The sequence below is a fragment of the Paenibacillus sp. ATY16 genome, from assembly GCF_003399985.2.
Taxonomy (GTDB): Bacteria; Bacillota; Bacilli; order Paenibacillales; family Paenibacillaceae; genus Pristimantibacillus; species Pristimantibacillus glycanilyticus.
This window is the reverse complement of sequence record NZ_NMOK02000002.1, coordinates 209,836-227,906: the sequence shown is the minus strand read 5'-3', so window position 1 is coordinate 227,906 and position 18,071 is coordinate 209,836. Positions and strand designations below refer to the sequence as shown.

Sequence of the window (18,071 nt, the reverse complement as noted above, 5' to 3'; positions counted from 1 at the left end):
ACCTATTATAACCGCATTCGGCTTAAAAAGAAAATCCTTCGCTAGAGAGCAAGAGATTTGCCGTCAATGGCAAGCATGGCTTCCCCAAGAGCTTCGGATAAGGTTGGATGCGGGTGAATAAGCTGACCGACTTCCCAAGGCGTTGCATTAAGCAGTCCGGCAAGCGACGCCTCGGAGATCAAATCTGTCGCATGCGGACCGATCATATGAACCCCAATAATGTCATTGGTCTTGCGGTCTGCAATCACTTTGACGAATCCGTCAGCTTCGCCGAGCACGAGAGCTTTGCCAATTGCGGCGAACGGAATTTTACCGGTCTTAATATCATGCCCTTTCGTCCGGGCTCCGTCTTCGGTTAAACCGTAAGAAGCCACTTCCGGGCGGGAATAGATGCAGCGCGGAATCAGATTGGGATCAACCGACTCTTTCTTATGTCCCGCAATATGCTCGGCTGCAGCAACGCCTTCATGGGATGCCGCATGCGCAAGCTGCACGCCGCCAATGACATCGCCAATCGCATAAATATGAGGCTCGGTTGTTTGACCGAATTCGTTGACATAGATGACGCCGTTTTTGGTTTGAATATCCGTATTTTCGAGACCGATGTTTTCAATGTTCGCCTGACGGCCGACAGACAGGAGCAGCTTGCTTGCTGTAAGCATAATATTGCCTTCGGAAGTTTCTGCTGTAATGGATACTTCATCTCCGTTTATCGAGAGCTCTTCGGTTTTGAGCTGGACATTCGTGAGAACCCGCACTCCGCGGCGGCGAAGCAATCTTGTCAGCTCTGCCGACACCTCCGCATCTTCGCCAGGAAGAAGTCTTGCGCCAACCTCCACCAAGGTTACCTGAACGCCAAAATCCTGCAGCATCGAAGCCCATTCCACCCCGATAACGCCGCCGCCAACGATTAGCATCGATTCCGGAAGCTTATCAAGCTGAAGAGCATCGTCGCTGGACAAGATATGCACGCCGTCCGGTTTTAGCCCCGGCAGATGACGAGGGCGCGAGCCTGTTGCGATAATCAGGTTCGTCGAAACGACCGATTCCATCTCTCCGTCAGCCAGTTCAACGGCTAATGAACCGCTGCGGGGCGAAAAAATAGACGGACCTATAATGCGGCCTTTGCCGTTAATAATCTGAATATCATACTTCTTCATCAAGCCTTTAAGGCCGCGATGCAATTGTTCAACCGTCTTTTCTTTACGGTCCTGAACTTTATTGAAATCCAGTGACAGAGCCCCCTCTGTAACCGAAACTCCGTATTTATCCGCTTCAAGCAAAGTCGCGTAAACCTCCGCGCTGCGAAGCAGCGATTTGCTTGGTATACATCCTCTATGTAAGCAAGTGCCGCCCAACTTATCGAGCTCCACAATAGCTACGCTTTTGCCCAGCTGAGCAGCTCTGATCGCTGCTGTGTATCCGCCGGGGCCGCCGCCAAGCACAGCTACATCCACTTGGATTGTCATTATGTATTCCCTCCTGAAATGATTTATCACCACAATGGCCGTACTGCGGTGATCGTGATGATTCATACTTCGAAAGCGTTCGCTTTAAGATTGTTGCAGGTAAGCTATTATGTACAGCTGTTTAGTGACAACTCTTTTACCACTCGTCCTATTGTACCTTTTTTCAAATCGATTTACATCGTTAAATTTCCGAAATAGACACTGTCTGCAGAAAAAGGTATCATAGGAAGGAATGTTCAATAACGGAACAAGGAGATCGTCATACATATGAGATTAGTTGCTGCCCGTCTAGTTGCCGTACTGCTGCTCGTCATTCCCGGCATTGCCGCCTGTATCGGTTTTCTTAAGATGAAAAATGCCCTTTTTAATTACTTCTCCGATTTTGGAAACGATGCCATTAAGCCAGACTTTGCTTGGCTAAGCTTTCTATTTGGACTTGTACTCTTTGCCATTGGAGTTGGGTTTATCGGCGGCTGGATCTTCTTCCGCGACCGCAAACGCAATTACGTAGCCCCAAGATTCCGTCCAAAACGCCCAAGACCGCCTAAACCGCAAGCATAAACGAACATAGAACACCCCGCTGCTACTCCTGGAGTATGGCGGGGTGTTGTTTTTTGCCCTGAAAAGAAAAACCGCCTTCATATTGGGCAGAACCAATAATAAATAGCGGTTTTATTCTTTAGCTAACTTTGTGTTCGATCCGGAGCTTATCAGCTACCATCGCAATAAATTCGGAATTGGTCGGCTTGGATTTACTGATGTTGATCGTATAGCCGAACAGGTGCGAGATGCTGTCGATATTGCCGCGCGTCCAGGCTACCTCAATAGCGTGGCGGATGGCGCGTTCAACGCGGGATGGCGTTGTTTTAAACTTTTCCGCAATGGCAGGATACAACGTTTTTGTAATGGCTCCCAGAATTTCGATGTTATTGTACACCATCGTAATCGCTTCGCGCAGGTATTGATAACCTTTGATATGGGCAGGAACACCAATTTCGTGAATAATGCTTGTAATGTTGGCGTCGAGATTTTTGCCTTTGGCAAGTGGCACAACATTTGATTTGACCGTTGTTGTTGCGGCAGAACTGCTAAACGATGCCGAGGAAGCAAACGTGGAATTGCCAACCAATTGACGAATCCGATTTGCGAGTATTTCCATATCGAACGGTTTCAAAATGTAATAAGATGCGCCAAGCTGAACGGCTTTTTGGGTGATGTTCTCTTGACCAAATGCAGTGAGCATGATGATTTTGGGCATTGGCGTAATATTTAATTCTTTAATGCGTTCCAGTACGCCTAAGCCGTCCAGATGAGGCATTATAATATCAAGGATTAGAACATCAGGTACTTTTCTGCCTTCTTCGAAATAAGACAATACCTCTTCACCGTTATAAGCTACTCCGCTTACGTTCATATCATTTTGATCCGATATGTATTCGGATAATAAATTGGTGAATTCACGATTGTCATCTGCCAGCAATACTTCGATCTTGTGCAAGGTCTGGTCCTCCCTTAAATGATATTCACTCGCGATTACCTTTCCCTAGTTGTCTTGGATAAAGTTTTCGACATGCCGGTTTAAATTCCTTCTGTCGAAAATTTTTTTCCTTTGATTTTTTAATCTTTTTCGTTATAATAAATAATTTATTACAATTTATGATGCCGTTCGTATATTTTCGACAAATCCAACCAATTCCAGACGTCTCCATGAAGAAACCGCTGAAGGGTTTAACAAGCCCAATCAGCGGTTATTTTATTGGTTATGCAGCTGTACCTTGCGTTGATTTCTCTCTCATCAAGATGCCTGCATCCTGCAGCATCCATTCAATAAAGCATCCGTAACCCGAAGCAGGATCGTTGACAAAGACATGCGTAACGGCTCCAACCAGCTTCCCGTTCTGGATAATCGGAGAACCCGACATCCCTTGAACTATCCCCCCCGTTTTATCAAGAAGGCGTTTATCGGTAATTTTAATAACCATACCTTTGGTTGCTGGCGCAGGCTGTTTCGTAACATGAGCGATCTCAATATCAAACCGCTCGACCTTTTGTCCGTTAACAACAGTCAAAATTTGAGCCGGACCTTCTTTAACATCTTCGGCGAACGTCACAGGAATCGTTTTATCGCTAAAGCTATGGTTCGGGTTTTCGTTCATTTTGCCAAAAATACCGAATGGCGTGTTTCGTTCGATATTGCCTAAAATCTTGCCTTCTTTGACAAAATGGGCACGTTTCTCACCCGGCTCTCCCGTTTGGCTCTTGTTAATGGACGTCACGCTGGACTGCAGGATCTGCCCTTCGCCAACTTCGATCGGCGTCTGGGTATCCATATCGGTAATGACATGGCCAAGAGCACCGTAGACACCTTGATCAGGAGCATAAAACGTTAATGTACCGACACCGGCCGCTGAATCGCGAATATAAAGACCAAGCTTCCAATTGCGCTCTTCCGCATCACGGACCGGATAAAGCCTCGTTTCTCCGATGGCACCATTACGTTTGTAAGTAATTGCAAGCGGACGCTGCTCCTTGCCTGCTTGCTCCACCAGATTGGCCACCTTGCTGACTTCATTAATATTGTGCCCATCGATCCTAATAATAAGATCGCCTAAACGGAGACCTGCTTTTTCGCCAGGCGACTCCTTTGTTCCGTTACTCGCGCGAACCTGATGATGGCCAACAACGAGAATACCGGCGGATTTCACTTTCACGCCAATTGTCTGACCACCTGGGATGACCCTTAAATCAGGCACGACATTCACTTTAACGGTCTTGAACGGAATTTTACCAAATAATTTCACTTTCATGCTCGTCTGTCCGCTTTGATGCGGCTGTAACGAAATGGGGTCATTCAAATTGACTGATAATGACTGACGGGTTGAGCCATTGATTTGAAGCATTCGTGGATCCACGGTAACTTCTGCATGTACGGGAACTCCATATTGTAATCGTTTCAGTTGGCCGGAGAATAAACGAAGTTCATTCGGGAATGCGGCAAAATGTTGAAACGGCGCGGAGAGTCCGATCATGCAGACGCAGATAACGAGAACTAGGCCAAACCATTTCTTCCTTGGGCTGGAGTTCAATGATTTCACGCTCCCTGTTATTCCATCGCATGACGAGAAAGGTCGTTTCGCCATTGGCGTACCTTTAAGTTACCCTGCACTGTTTGTTTTATGACCACAAAAACATTCCCTGAATACCTTCCTTTAGGCTCCCTTCTGCCGATCCGCCAAAACAAGCATTTCTTGAGCATGATGACGTGTTTTTTCCGTTACTTCAACGCCGCCCAGCATGCGGGCAAGCTCTTCAATACGCGAGTGCTCCACCAGCTTCGTGACATTTGTGGAAGTGCGTTGTTCAATAATATGCTTCTTAATTTCGTAATGGTGATCCGCCATGCAAGCAACCTGAGGCAGATGCGTAATGGAGAAGATCTGGCATTTTGCAGACAGCTGCGACATTTTCTCCGCAATGGCTTGCGCCGCTCTGCCGCTTACGCCGGTATCCACTTCATCAAAGACCAGAACAGGCACTTGGTCGATCTCGGCAAAAATTGCCTTAAGCGCAAGCATGATTCGGGACATCTCGCCGCCGGAAGCAATTTTATTAAGCGGTTTAAGCGGCTCGCCTGGATTCGTCGACAACATAAAGATGGCTTCATCGATGCCGTTAGCGTTAAGGACTGCCATCTCCGACGTTTCAGAAGCTGTCGAGTGGTCGAGCTGAACCCGGAAGATCGTATTGCCCATCTGAAGCTGCTTAAGCTCAAGCTCGATTGCGGCTGCGAGACGTTCAGATGCATGGGATCGAAGCTCGGACAACTCCTGTGCCAATTCATGTGCCTGCAAATACAGTCGTAATTCATCTTTTCGCAGCTTTTCCAGATACTCGTCGCGGTTCTCGATTTTGTCACGCTCTTCCGTAATGCGCTCCAAATATTGAAGAATATCCGGGATAGACTCTCCGTATTTGCGTTTCAGTCCGTTGATCAAATCCAGCCTGTCTTCAATAATGGACAGCTGCTCCGGATCGGAATCAATGCTGTCCCTGTAATCGCGAAGCTGGAAAACCGCGTCTTCCGCTTGATAAAAAGCAGACTGAAGCTGTTCCAGCATAGGCGTAAGAACCGCAGGATCATAAGTCTGGATATCGGTCAGCTTGCTGATGGCTTTACTGATTGCGTCAAGGCCTTTGCCGTTGTACAGCAAGGCGTAAGCTTCGGATACGGAATCCATCCGTTTGCCTGCGTATTGCAGCTTGCGGCGCTCCTCCATCAACTGCTCATCTTCGCCGTCTTTCAGGTTGGCATTTGAGATCTCTTCGATCTGGTAGCGGTACAAATCCAGCATCTGAACATTATGGCGGGTTGTCTCTTCCAGCTCGCGAAGGGATGCACGCGCTTGCTGAAGCTGCTGATACACGGCACGATAAGCAGTCTTCCGCTCAATGAGCAAATCGCCAGCAAACAAGTCCAGCCATTCAAGATGCTGCTCGGTCCGCAAGAGCGATTGATGCTCATGCTGACCATGGATATTAACAAGGCATTCGCCGATCTCCCTCAGCATCGTCATCGTGACAAGCTGCCCGTTTACACGGCTGCTGCTCTTGCCATGAGAAGTCAGCTCGCGTCTTATAACAAGCATCTCTTCTCTCGACGCCTGTACGCCAAGCCGCTCCATTACTGCCCATACCGGATGCTGGGACGGCAAATCGAACATTGCCTCCATCTCGGCTTTATCACAGCCATACCTGACCATATCTGCGGAGCCCCGTCCACCAACAATTAAGCTAAGTGCGTCAATAAGAATGGATTTCCCCGCACCTGTCTCGCCTGTTAATACATGAAATCCATGATGAAACGAAACGTTTACTTCCTCAATAACGGCTAAATTCCGAATGGATAGCTCGCGCAGCATGGCCAATGACCTCCAACAATGTTTAATTCAGAAGGTCGAGCAGCTTCTCGACAAGCTCGCCGCTCTTCTCCTTCGTTCTGCAAATGATAAGGATCGTATCATCGCCGCATATCGTCCCCATGACCTCCGGCCATTCCATGTTGTCGATCAGCGCGCCAATCGCATTGGCTGTGCCTGGCAAGCATTTCATGACCACCAGATTCTCGGTAAAGTCGATATGGGTAAAATGATCGATAAGCGCCCGCTTCAGCTTATTGATGGGATTCTGACGCTGCTGATCCTGTGGCAGCGAGTATTTATAACGTCCATCGCCTGCGGGTACTTTAATGAGCATAAGCTCTTTCATATCTCTGGATACGGTAGCTTGAGTTACCTGAAGTCCCGCATCCCTAAGGGCGTCCACCAGTTCCTCTTGCGTTTCGATTGTACTCTTCGTAATTAATTCCTTGATTTTGTACTGTCTGATGCCCTTCATAACTTTCCTCCCCAAACTAGCTAATCGCTTATGTCAAAAATAATTCGCCGAATGATCTGCTCTTTCACGTCTACAAACAAAACTCCCGCACACTCGGGCAACAGGAGGGAATATACAAGCAGGCGGTCTCGAACACCGCTGCCTGTCCAATCCATCGGCATACGTTCTCGGGCAGTTTTTACAATATACATTTTGCCATCTTGCTCGGCAATATAATCAATGTACAATCGGCTGTTAAGTGATTGTCCGTCCAATTCGATTCCGATCGGAACCCTGTGCTTACCGGAAACAACTCCATATCCCGAACGTTTCAGGAACTGAATGTTCTCGTCATCTTTAGCAAGTTCACCGCCTTTGCCAAGCGTCAATCGATTGACGCTCGCAGGCTGATGAAGCCAGCGATAGAATCCCCGGTACGCCCAGAATAACAAAAACGCGCCAGCGACCAGCATAATAAACCAGTCACCGTACATTTCCATAAGCAGCCCTCCATCCCATTAGAACCTATCTTAATTGGTTCGTGATGTAGGGAGCATTTTCCTCTTAAAAACAAATGGACGAACGCATGTTTGGTTGCTCTCAGTTTAGCAAATCGAACACATGTTTGTAAAGAGGAAAAACAAAAGGGAACGCTGGCCGCTTTCAAAACGGTCGAAGCATTCCCTTATAATACGTGTTGCTCCAATACGCGCGATTACGCTAACTGCGCAAAACACGGCTGCTACGGTTAATGTTTCTGTTTTACGGTGAAGGTCTCGCCGGCTTGACGGACAACGTCCTTGATGCCTTCTTCGTCAGGGATTGGCCCGTTCGGCTCATTCTCCCACGTCCAGTAGGCGAGAAACTCGATATTGCCCTCCCCGCCCGTAATCGGTGAGAACGTCAGGTCTTGCAGCTTGTAGCCAAGCTCTGACGCAGCCTTCAGAACCGTCTCGAGCACTTCCTTATGAACGCTTGGCTCCCGGACAACGCCCGATTTGCCAACCTTCTCCCGCCCTGCCTCGAATTGCGGCTTAATAAGGGCGACAATTCCGGAGCCTACGCTCAGCAGACCGCTGAGTGCCGGCAAAATCAGCTTGAGCGATATAAAGGATACGTCAATCGAGGCAAAAGTAGGCGGCGGACCGTCCAGATCGGCCGGCTGCGTATACCGGAAGTTGGTACGCTCCATTACGCGGACCCGTTCATCCTGTCTGAGCGACCAATCCAGCTGGTTATAGCCAACATCGATGGCATATACAAACGAAGCGCCATGCTGCAAGGCACAATCGGTAAAACCTCCGGTTGAAGCGCCGATGTCCAGCATTACCCTCCCGGTTAAGTCGATATCGAAGGACCGGATCGCTTTTTCCAGCTTAAGCCCGCCTCGGCTGACGTAAGGGTGGACAGCGCCTTTCACTTTGATCTCGGCTTCCCGCGGGACCTTCATGCCGCCTTTGTCTACCGGCTCGTTATTCACCAGCACCAGACCGGCCATGACGGCCGCCTTCGCTTTTTCCCTGCTCTCGTAGAACCCGCGTTCCACAAGCAATACATCTATTCTTTCCTTAGGTGTTGTCGTCATGATTCTCCTTCGTTACTGTCCGGTTGCGCGTTTCTGAAGGCTTGGCAGCAGGTTTTTGATCTCCATCGCCGCCCGTTCTCCCGTTAAACCAACTTCCACGCGCTGCTCCTTAATGGAACCGTGCTCCACGAAAATATCCGGAACGCCCATAATGCGGACCGGCATGCCATAAATTCCGCGGAGGGAGTAAAACTCCATTACCGAACTGCCGAACCCGCCAAGCTCGGAGCTTTCTTCGATGACGAGAATATGCTTGCCTTCCGCTGCAAACGACAGCAGCATCTCTTCATCAAGCGGTTTAATGAATCTGGCATTAACGATTTGAACATTGAGGCCGTCTCTCTTCAAAAGATCCGCAGCTTCTTCTGCTACCTGAATCATTGGCCCCATCGCCAGGATAACGGCGGAATCGCCTTCGCGAAGCGTCTCCCACTTCCCGATTGGAAGCGGACGCATCACTTCGTCCATCTTCACGCCGAGGCCGTTAATGCGCGGATAACGGACCGCAATCGGCCCTTCATTGTAGTCGATTGCCGTCTTCATCATGCGGCGAAGCTCATTCTCGTCCTTTGGCATCATAATGACAAGGTTAGGCACATGGCGAAGGAACGCAATATCGTACACGCCTTGATGCGTCTCTCCGTCAGGACCAACAAAGCCCGCCCGGTCTATCGCGAATACCACGTTGGCGTTCTGACGGCAAATATCATGCACAACCTGGTCATAGGCACGCTGCAGGAAGGTCGAATACACGGCGTAGACCGGCTTCATGCCTTCCATGGCGAGTGCTGCCGACATCGTTGCGGCATGCTGCTCGGCAATGCCAACGTCGATCATGCGGTTCGGGAATCGTTCAGCGAACGGGAGCAAGCCGGAACCGCCCGGCATTGCCGGAGTTACCGCAACAATCCGCTTATCCTTCTCGGCCAGCTCAATAAGGGCGTTGCCGAATACTTCCGTGTACATCGGCGGACCAACCGCCTTTACCACTTGGCCCGATTCAATCTTGTACGGTGAAATGCCATGCCACTTGAAGGAATCTACCTCGGCAGGAGAATAGCCTTTTCCCTTCACCGTAATAACGTGCACGAGAACCGGCCCGGGGATGGAATCCGCTTGCTTGAAGAGTTCAAGCATCTGCTCCATGTCATGGCCGTCTACCGGTCCAAGATACGTAAAGCCGAACTGTTCAAACAAAATGCCGCTGACCAGCAAATATTTCAAGCTGTCCTTGAAACGCTCGGCCGTCTTGGCCAGCTTGCCGCCGATGGCCGGAATTTTGTTCAGCAGATGCTGAAGCTCATCCTTCGCCTTCTGGTAATGGCGGTCGGTACGGATCTTGCTCAAATAATGATGCATGGCACCAACGTTTGGAGCAATCGACATTTCGTTGTCATTCAGAACGACAATCAGTTTTCTCTTCTCGTCCCCGATATGGTTCAACGCTTCAAGCGCCATGCCGCCTGTCAGGGCGCCATCGCCGATGACGGCAACAACCCGGTTATTCTCGCCTTTCAGATCACGGGCCAGAGCCATGCCCATCGCGGCCGACAGAGAAGTGCTGCTGTGGCCGGCTTCCCAAACGTCATGCTCGCTTTCGGCGCGTTTGACAAAGCCGCACAGCCCTTTATATTTACGCAATGTATCAAACCGGTCTTTACGCCCGGTCAAAACTTTGTGAACATACGATTGATGTCCTACGTCAAATAGAAACTTATCCTTCGGACTGTCAAACAGATAATGGAGGACGAGAGTCAGCTCCACAACCCCCAGGTTAGGTGCGAGATGACCACCTGTAACGGAAAGCTTCTCAATAAGAAACTGGCGAATTTCCTCGGCTAACCGTTCCAGCTCTCCCACTGATAAATCTTTCAGGTCTTGAGGTCCGTTAATTTGATCAAGCAGCACGTTACTTCCTCGCTTTCTGGAATACGACATTTCGAGCATGATCCCATTCCACAATAAACGTCAAAATATTTCAATCATTATAGCACAATTGCAGAACATTTCCCAATGTACCCAGTTGCACGATCCTAATCAATAGTCTCGTTGCACAAGGTAATCGGCAATGAGCAGCAATTTATCCGGCGCATCCAGCTGTGCTTCGAGAATGGCAGCCTTCGCTTCGCGAGTTAACCGTTTGACTTGCGCTTTGCTCTCTTCGATCCCGATTAGATAAGGATACGTAACCTTTTGCTGCTCAACATCGCTGTTTGTTTTTTTGCCAAGCTTCTGCTCGTCGCCAATCAGATCAAGAATGTCGTCTTGAATCTGGAAGGCAAGACCGATATTGCGCCCGTAATGGCGCAGCGCTTCAAGCTGCTCTGCCGTTGCGCCCCCAATGCGGCCGCCCGCCGTGACCGAGAAAACAATCAAATCGCTCGTTTTGTGAAGATGAATGTATTCAAGTTCCTCAATCGAAGTGATTCCCTGCTCTCCCTGCATATCGGCCGCCTGACCGCCAACCATGCCTCTTGCACCGGCAAGCATGGCAAGGTCTTCCACGATATCAAGTGCTACTTCGGCGCTGATCCCGCCAAGGCGCGCTACTCTCGGAATAAGGTGAAACGCGTGCGTCAGCAGGGCGTCTCCAGCCAGAATCGCCATCGCCTCTCCGAACACCTTGTGATTCGTCAACTTCCCCCGGCGATAATCATCGTTGTCCATGGCCGGCAGGTCGTCATGGATCAACGAATACGTGTGAATATATTCAATTGCGCATGCAACCGGAAGCGCATGGCGAGCAGCCGCTGCCTGGCCGTGCACGGCCTCCGCGGCAGCCAGAACGAGTGCAGGACGCAATCGTTTTCCTCCGGCCTGCAGGGAATACAGCATGGATTCCCTGAGCTGCAGCGGAATATTCCATTCGGCAGGCAGCGCTTCGGGAAGTGACTTTTCAACAAGCGCAGCACATTCATGCAAGTAGGTCTTGATATCTGTAATCAACGTTATTCCCCTTTTTCCTCGTTCATTGGAGCGAATGCCTTCTTCTGAAAACCTTGCTCTGTTTCAATCAGCACTTCAATCTTGCGCTCAACCTGCTCCAGCTTGCCGCCGCACAGCTGCGACAGCTTCATGCCTTCCTGGAACAGATCGATTGCCGTTTCGAGCGGTACATCGCCGTTTTCAAGCCGTTCGACGATTTTCTCCAGCTGTTCCATTGCTTCCTCAAAACTAAGCTCACTATTCTCCGCTGCTTTCAACGCCATCTTCTCCTTTCATTGACCAGACATGACAGTCTAGCTGTCCGTCCGCTACCTTCACCCTTACAAGATCACCCGGCTGAACATCTGCAATGGATTTAATCAGTCGCTTTTCCTGTTCGTCGTAGACCAGGCTGTAGCCTCTGGCCATTACCTTGAGAGGACTAAGCGCATCCAGCTGCCTAATTGCGCTATGGAGCTGTAAACGCCGCTCTTTTAGAGAGGATACCATCGCCTGCTCAAGTCGTTTCATATCACCTTGCAGACGCTTAGCCGCAAAAGCAGCCTGCTCTCCCGGATGATGTCCGGCTAATTGGCTTTGAAGTCTTTCAAGCTTTGCTTTCCCGCGTTCGGTTAATCGTAAAGTCCGATGCTGCAGTCGTTCCTGCAAACGGTCCAGCCGCTGTGCCTGATCCAGCAAATATTTGCGCGGATGCACGAAAAACGGTGACCTTCTAACGCGCTGCAGCTGCTCCTTACGGCCTTGAACCATCATACGGAGCGATTGCTCTAACCGTTGCCGTTGCCTTGCCAGCTGCTGCTGCAGCTCCGCTACATGCGGCACCGCAAGCTCCGCGGCCGCGGTTGGCGTTGCCGCCCGAAGATCGGCGACAAAATCCGCTATCGTAAAATCCGTCTCGTGCCCAACCGCGCTAATGACGGGAATTTGCGATGCGGCAATGCTTCTTGCGACAGGTTCTTCGTTAAATGCCCAAAGTTCTTCCAAAGAACCTCCGCCCCTGCCTACAATTAATACGTCGACTTCGCCAAAACGGTTCATCGATTCAATCGCTTTTACAATGGAAGGTGCCGCCTGCGTCCCTTGGACCAGCACCGGATACACATAAATAGGAACGGAAGGATGCCTGCGCTGCAGCGTAATGATAATATCCCGGACCGCCGCGCCGGTAGGAGAAGTGATTACCCCTATAGCCCGGGGAAAACGCGGAATGGGCCGTTTGCACGATTCGGCAAACAACCCTTCCGTCTCCAGCTTTGATTTCAGCTGTTCATAAGCTAGATACAAGCTGCCAATTCCGTCCGGCTGCATAGCCGTCACATAAAACTGATAGTTTCCGTCGCGCTCGTAGACCGATACATTACCGCGCGCCATGACTTTAGAGCCTTCACGCGGGATAAACGGCAGCCGCTGATTATGCGAAGCAAACATGATGCATTTTAGCCGGCTGTCCTTATCCTTGAGCGTAAAATACATATGGCCGCTGGAGTGGTGAGTAAAATTGGAGATTTCGCCTCTCAGCCATACATCCCCGAGCAAGGCATCCGACTCGAGCTTCATCCGGATGTACCGGTTAATATCTTTTATCGAATAAATGCGAGGTTGATCTGCCATAGCGCAATCACTCCCCGATTTTGTGTGCTCGCTTCGCAGCAGTAATCGTGTTGTTCATAAGCATGGTAATCGTCATAGGACCAACGCCGCCCGGCACCGGAGTAATAAAGCCTGCCGTTTCCAGACAGTCATCATAGTCTACGTCCCCGCAAAGCTTGCCGTCAGGCAGGCGATTAATGCCTACGTCGATCACGACCGCACCAGGCTTCACGTATTTGCTGTCAATGGCTTTCGCTTTGCCGATGGCTACAACGAGGATGTCAGCTTGTTTAGCGATTTCCTCCATGTTGGCTGTACGGGAATGACAGATCGTAACGGTTGCGTTCTCGCGAAGAAGCAGCATGGCAACCGGTTTCCCCACAATGTTGCTGCGGCCGATCACGACAGCGTGTTTACCCGAAATATCCACGCCGCTCCGTTTGATCAGCTCAATGCAGCCGGCAGGCGTGCACGGCAGAAGGCTGTCATCGCCGATAACCAGATTGCCGACGCTTTCAGGATGGAAGCCGTCAACGTCCTTCTCCACGCGAATGGCGTCAATAACCGCTTTTTCGTTGATGTGTTTAGGCAGTGGAAGCTGTACGAGAATACCGTTGATCTTGTCATCGTTATTCAATTGATCAATAAGCGCAAGCAATTGCTCTTCCGAAGCGGACTCTTCCAAGCGGTGAACCTCGGAATGGAAGCCAAGCTGCTGGCAGGCTTTCTCTTTCGAGCCCACATAGACCTTCGAAGCCGGGTCCTCCCCTACGAGAACAACCGCAAGACCGGGTACGACGCCTTTTTCTCTCAGATCAGCCGTTTCCTTCTGAATTTCTTCCCGGATCATTTCCGAAATCTTTTTCCCTGCAATAATTTGTGCGCTCATCATCATCTCTCCCCTATGTAGACGGCCGACAGGCCGCTTATCTAATTAGTCGATTCCGAATTTGCCGTCTCGCCTTCGCGTTCTTTAAGCAGCTTGCCCAGCACGCCGTTTACGAATTTGCCGGATTCCTCCGTGCCGAAATGCTTGGCCAGTTCGATCGCTTCGTTGATTGCGGCTTTAGGCGGAACATCGTTGCGGTAAGCAATCTCAAAGCAGGCAAGACGCAAAATTTGACGGTCTACGCGAGACAAGCGATCAACCTGCCAGCCCGTCAAATAATGCTGCAGCATCTCGTCGATCGCGGCTTTGTTATCTGCAACGCCGTTAACCAGCTCACGGACATATTGGTCCGTCTGATCATTCTCTACGAATTCCGCTTCGATCTCGTTCTCGGAACGAGCTTCCTCCATAAGCATGTCCACGGCTTCCATGGGGGTTACTTCGTTCATTTCCAATTGATACAAGCTTGATACTGCAATCTCGCGTGCTAATCTACGTTTCATGAATTCCTCCTCGGCAGCTTCTCTGCCGATTTACTCTTATTTTTATAAAAAAACCTATGATCTCCTCCCTGCCCGGAACTGGCGGCAATCCATCTTCCGGCGTACGGAGGAGACCACAGGATTATCTAAACGGCCGATACCTTTCCATGAGCCATGACCAAAGCCTCTGCCAGGGCAGGATAGAACCGTTCTGCAAGTCCTTTTGTTTACCAATCCAATAACCTACCGAGACGAGCAGTATGAAAAACAGCATGTCCCAAAAACCGGCAAACAAGTACACGAATCCAAAAAACAGACCTGCGGCAGCGCCGACCGTCCGTTTCCCATAGACTGCCCAGTACTCCCTCCACATCGGCATTCTCCCCTTTACTCGACGCGACTTTTATTCGGTGCGGATTGAATGACGTTAGCGATATAGACGGCTACGTTCGTCACCGGAATGCCGGCGATTTCCTCCACATGATCCTTTACGGCCTTCTGGATTTCCTCCGTAAGGCTAGGAATGGAGTTTTCCCCGTCTACCACCGCGCGCAAAATAATGTTGAGACCCGAATCGGATGCCTGAATCCGCGCTTTCAGATCCTTTACGCCGCGCTGCTTCCCGGCAGCCTTAAGAGCCAGATTCTCAATCGTCTCAATCGAGATACGAATATCGCCAAAGTCGGTACGCTGGTCGATCGACGGCGCCGAAGAGGAAGAACGTTTCAGCGATACAATAAAGAAGCGCAAGCTGAGTACGAGCAGAACCAGACCAACTACTATGGTTGTTATCAGGAATGAGTCCGTACCGTAAAGCTCGCTGACCATATTATTCAAATCGTCTTCCCGTATCCACTCAAAACCGATACAGGCAATAAAGACGGATATAACGCCGATGACTATACTGTAAATAAACAAGAACAGCTTGTCTATAATTCGGATCAACGTAACGCCTCCTCGCATTTGAGCGAATGAAAACCCCCTGGCGCGAAGCGGCATAACCATCACGAGGGGGTTATATGAATTCAATTCATTTGCGTGTATATGTTATTTCACGCGGAAATTCGAATCTTCTTCTTCCGGCTTGCTCTCCGTCTTGAAATGGACATCGTGAATATGTACGTTCACTTCAATAACGTTCAATCCCGTCATCATTTCGATGGAGCGTTTGACATTCTGTTGAATCTCCGAGGCGATCTCCGGAATCCGGTTGCCGTACTCCACGATAATCGACACGTCGACCGCGGCTTCCCGCTGGCCAACTTCAACTTTTACACCCTTGGATAAATTTTTGCGGCCAAGCAGCTCGGCGATACCGCCTGCAAAACCTCCGCTCATACCCGCTACGCCCTTCACTTCGACAGCAGCTAGTCCCGCGATAACTTCAATGACTTCAGGGGCAATTTGAATCGTGCCAATGTCCGTTCTCTCATAATCTGCAGCAATCGTACTCATGATGGTTGTACACCTCCTTAAAGTTGCGCGCTCCGGGTATTTACCGCGAGGTAAATACCGGAGTGTTGCCTTCGCATCTTATTTCTATACTATAGCATTCGACGTGAAATATGACAAACCAGGAACAGATTGTACTATTCGGCTAATTCCGGCTGGTTAACGTCATATTCCTCGAGGAATTTAATATCGAAATTACCCTTCACAAAGACCGGGTGATTCAAGAGCTTCTGGTGGAACGGAATCGTCGTCTTGATTCCGTCGATCGCGAACTCGGCAAGAGCGCGCTTCATCCGCGCGATCGCTTCTTCCCTAGTTCTGCCCCAAACGATCAGCTTCGCGATCATCGAATCGTAATGCGGGGAGATCGTGTAGCCCGGATATACCGCGCTGTCCACCCGTACGCCCGTGCCGCCCGGCGGCAGGTAGAACGGAATCGGACCAGGAGACGGCATAAAGTTGCGTTCCGAATCTTCGGCGTTAATGCGGCATTCGATCGCCCAGCCGTTGATCTGGAGATCTTCTTGCTTGAACGACAGCGGGTTGCCTTCCGCTACGGAGATCATCTCTTTGATCAGGTCGACATTTGTAATCATCTCGGTTACCGGATGTTCAACCTGAATACGGGTGTTCATCTCCATAAAGTAGAAGTTGCCGTCTGGACCAAGCAGGAATTCGAGCGTCCCCGCTCCCGCATATTGCACGGCAAGCGCCGCACGCACGGCAGCGCGTCCCATCCGCTCGCGCATGGCCGGCGTCAGAACCGGACAAGGAGCTTCTTCAACAAGCTTCTGGCGGCGGCGCTGCACGGAGCAGTCGCGCTCGAACAGATGTACGGCATTGCCGTGCTTGTCGGCCATAATTTGAATTTCGACGTGCTTCATGCCCGTCAGGTACTTCTCCAGGTAAACGCCGGCATTGCCGAACGCCTTCTGGGCTTCCTGCTGGGCTGTCGTAATTTGCTGAACAAGCGATTCCTCGTCTTCTGCAATACGAATCCCTTTACCGCCGCCGCCGGCTGTCGCTTTGATGATAACCGGATAACCGATGTCGCGCGCAACGCGGACAGCTTCATCCATATTTTCAATCAGACCGTCAGAGCCCGGAATAACCGGTACGTCGGCTTCCTTCATGGTTTGCTTGGCTACCGCCTTGTCGCCCATCTTGCTGATGGCTTCAGGGGAAGGACCGATAAACGTAATGTTGCAGGATTCGCAGATTTCTGCGAAATCCGCATTCTCCGCCAGGAATCCATAGCCCGGATGCACGGCATCGCAGCCCGTAAGCGTAGCAACGCTCATCAGGTTGGTCAGGTTCAGATAGCTGTCCTTGGATGGGGTTGGTCCGATGCAGTACGCTTCGTCTGCAAGACGTACATGCAGGGAGTCGCGGTCTGCTTCGGAATAAACGGCAACTGTGGAAATACCGAGTTCGCGGCAGGCACGAATGATGCGTACCGCGATTTCTCCGCGGTTAGCGATTAATACTTTTTGGAATTTCACGTTTGTACTCCTCTCAGGCAACAATTTCTCCAAATTCGGAGCTTGTATTATTCCGGTTTAACAAGGAAGAGCGGCTGACCGTATTCAACCAGTTGACCGTTCGACACCAGAATCTCAACGATTTCGCCGCGAACTTCCGCTTCGAGCTCGTTCATCAGCTTCATTGCTTCAAGGATGCATACAACGCTCTTCTCGTTTACGCGGTCGCCTTCTTTAACGAATGCCGCAGCGTCCGGAGACGGGGAGCTGTAAAACGTGCCGACCATCGGCGATACAATCTGATGCAGGTTGTCCGTGTTGGAACGTGCTGCAGGCGTGCTGGTTTGTACCGCTGCCGCGGGAGCTTCTTGAACCGGCTGCGGTGCAAGTACAGGCGCCTGCGTATATGTATGCGTAATTGGGGCTGCAGCTTGTACATTCACCACTTCGGTTTTGCCAGGCTTGCGAATGAATAAGCGTGCTCCTTCGTTTTCGATCTCCAGCTCATGAACGGAAGTCTGATCAACCAGTTTGATCAATTCCTTAATCTCGCTCAATTTGAACATGAATAGTTTTCACTCCTTAAAAGTTTCCGAAGCCTTCTGCTTCGTATGCGTTTTCTCAGATGGAAATAGCATTATTCAGTTTCGATGGATAATCCTAGTTATCCTTTACATAACGTCTAACATTATATCATAAACGCGGCAGAACACGAATCAATTTTTTAACGAGGCCAGCCGCCAACGGATGCGCCATCCTTCCGCACAGAAGCAACGATGCGTTTCGAGTTGAAGAATCGGCGGC

At 50.2% G+C, this 18,071-nt stretch carries 19 protein-coding genes; 1 reads left to right on the top strand and 18 read right to left on the bottom strand.

The features are described 5' to 3' along the window. Window positions 1-41 precede the first annotated feature (41 nt). Complete coding sequence (gene lpdA / locus CFI03_RS01855; RefSeq protein WP_127494328.1) at window positions 42-1,469, bottom strand: dihydrolipoyl dehydrogenase; 1,428 nt, start codon at window positions 1,467-1,469, stop codon at window positions 42-44. A 267-nt stretch (window positions 1,470-1,736) separates the two neighbouring features. On the opposite strand from lpdA, the gene CFI03_RS01850 reads away from it, so the two are divergent. Beyond that, a complete protein-coding gene (locus CFI03_RS01850; RefSeq protein ID WP_201003640.1) occupies window positions 1,737-2,030 on the top strand; it encodes a DUF2627 domain-containing protein in 294 nt (97 codons plus the stop codon). A gap of 118 nt (window positions 2,031-2,148) precedes the next feature. Here the strand turns inward: CFI03_RS01850 and spo0A are convergent, their stop codons facing one another. From spo0A to accB, 17 genes are all read right to left on the bottom strand, one after another. Then, window positions 2,149-2,967, bottom strand: a complete 819-nt coding sequence (gene spo0A, locus CFI03_RS01845; RefSeq protein WP_127494332.1) for a sporulation transcription factor Spo0A — start codon at window positions 2,965-2,967, stop codon at window positions 2,149-2,151. 262 nt (window positions 2,968-3,229) lie between these two features. Next, window positions 3,230-4,555: a SpoIVB peptidase gene (spoIVB, locus tag CFI03_RS01840; protein ID WP_248756403.1), complete on the bottom strand. Its 1,326-nt coding sequence runs from the start codon at window positions 4,553-4,555 to the stop codon at window positions 3,230-3,232. A 123-nt stretch (window positions 4,556-4,678) separates the two neighbouring features. After that, complete coding sequence (recN, locus tag CFI03_RS01835; RefSeq protein WP_248756301.1) at window positions 4,679-6,388, bottom strand: DNA repair protein RecN; 1,710 nt, start codon at window positions 6,386-6,388, stop codon at window positions 4,679-4,681. Window positions 6,389-6,410: 22 nt separating this feature from the next. Further along, window positions 6,411-6,863 carry a transcriptional regulator AhrC/ArgR gene (gene ahrC / locus CFI03_RS01830; RefSeq protein WP_127494338.1) on the bottom strand — a complete coding sequence of 151 codons (453 nt, stop codon included), beginning with the start codon at window positions 6,861-6,863 and terminating at the stop codon, window positions 6,411-6,413. 20 nt (window positions 6,864-6,883) lie between these two features. Continuing rightward, a complete protein-coding gene (locus CFI03_RS01825) occupies window positions 6,884-7,342 on the bottom strand; it encodes a hypothetical protein (RefSeq protein WP_127494340.1) in 459 nt (152 codons plus the stop codon). Window positions 7,343-7,590: 248 nt separating this feature from the next. Beyond that, window positions 7,591-8,427, bottom strand: coding sequence for a TlyA family RNA methyltransferase (locus CFI03_RS01820; RefSeq protein ID WP_201003644.1), 837 nt, complete (start codon window positions 8,425-8,427; stop codon window positions 7,591-7,593). A 12-nt stretch (window positions 8,428-8,439) separates the two neighbouring features. Beyond that, window positions 8,440-10,335 (bottom strand): 1-deoxy-D-xylulose-5-phosphate synthase, encoded by a 1,896-nt coding sequence (gene dxs, locus CFI03_RS01815; protein WP_201003646.1) that lies wholly within the window; start codon window positions 10,333-10,335, stop codon window positions 8,440-8,442. 129 nt (window positions 10,336-10,464) lie between these two features. Next, window positions 10,465-11,373 (bottom strand): polyprenyl synthetase family protein, encoded by a 909-nt coding sequence (locus CFI03_RS01810; protein ID WP_127494347.1) that lies wholly within the window; start codon window positions 11,371-11,373, stop codon window positions 10,465-10,467. Between the two features lie 2 nt (window positions 11,374-11,375). Further along, entirely contained in the window at window positions 11,376-11,636 is a 261-nt protein-coding gene (gene xseB / locus CFI03_RS01805; RefSeq protein WP_127494349.1) for an exodeoxyribonuclease VII small subunit, read from the bottom strand. Next, window positions 11,611-12,984 (bottom strand): exodeoxyribonuclease VII large subunit, encoded by a 1,374-nt coding sequence (gene xseA / locus CFI03_RS01800; protein ID WP_248756300.1) that lies wholly within the window; start codon window positions 12,982-12,984, stop codon window positions 11,611-11,613. The genes xseB and xseA overlap by 26 nt, the downstream gene beginning before the upstream one ends. Window positions 12,985-12,991: 7 nt before the next feature. Then, the gene (gene folD, locus CFI03_RS01795; RefSeq protein WP_248756299.1) at window positions 12,992-13,852 is read right to left on the bottom strand and encodes a bifunctional methylenetetrahydrofolate dehydrogenase/methenyltetrahydrofolate cyclohydrolase FolD; all 861 of its coding nucleotides are present in this window, start codon (window positions 13,850-13,852) and stop codon (window positions 12,992-12,994) included. A gap of 41 nt (window positions 13,853-13,893) precedes the next feature. Next, window positions 13,894-14,355: a transcription antitermination factor NusB gene (gene nusB, locus CFI03_RS01790; protein WP_127494355.1), complete on the bottom strand. Its 462-nt coding sequence runs from the start codon at window positions 14,353-14,355 to the stop codon at window positions 13,894-13,896. A gap of 121 nt (window positions 14,356-14,476) precedes the next feature. Then, on the bottom strand, window positions 14,477-14,707 hold the full coding sequence (locus CFI03_RS01785) for a DUF2273 domain-containing protein (protein WP_015843906.1): 231 nt from the start codon (window positions 14,705-14,707) through the stop codon (window positions 14,477-14,479). 14 nt (window positions 14,708-14,721) lie between these two features. Then, on the bottom strand, window positions 14,722-15,279 hold the full coding sequence (gene amaP, locus CFI03_RS01780) for an alkaline shock response membrane anchor protein AmaP (protein WP_127494357.1): 558 nt from the start codon (window positions 15,277-15,279) through the stop codon (window positions 14,722-14,724). 102 nt (window positions 15,280-15,381) lie between these two features. After that, window positions 15,382-15,789 carry an Asp23/Gls24 family envelope stress response protein gene (locus CFI03_RS01775; RefSeq protein ID WP_127494359.1) on the bottom strand — a complete coding sequence of 136 codons (408 nt, stop codon included), beginning with the start codon at window positions 15,787-15,789 and terminating at the stop codon, window positions 15,382-15,384. A 134-nt stretch (window positions 15,790-15,923) separates the two neighbouring features. After that, on the bottom strand, window positions 15,924-17,288 hold the full coding sequence (accC, locus tag CFI03_RS01770; RefSeq protein WP_248756298.1) for an acetyl-CoA carboxylase biotin carboxylase subunit: 1,365 nt from the start codon (window positions 17,286-17,288) through the stop codon (window positions 15,924-15,926). Between the two features lie 47 nt (window positions 17,289-17,335). Next, window positions 17,336-17,833 carry an acetyl-CoA carboxylase biotin carboxyl carrier protein gene (gene accB / locus CFI03_RS01765; protein ID WP_248756297.1) on the bottom strand — a complete coding sequence of 166 codons (498 nt, stop codon included), beginning with the start codon at window positions 17,831-17,833 and terminating at the stop codon, window positions 17,336-17,338. Between the last annotated feature and the right edge of the window lie 238 nt (window positions 17,834-18,071).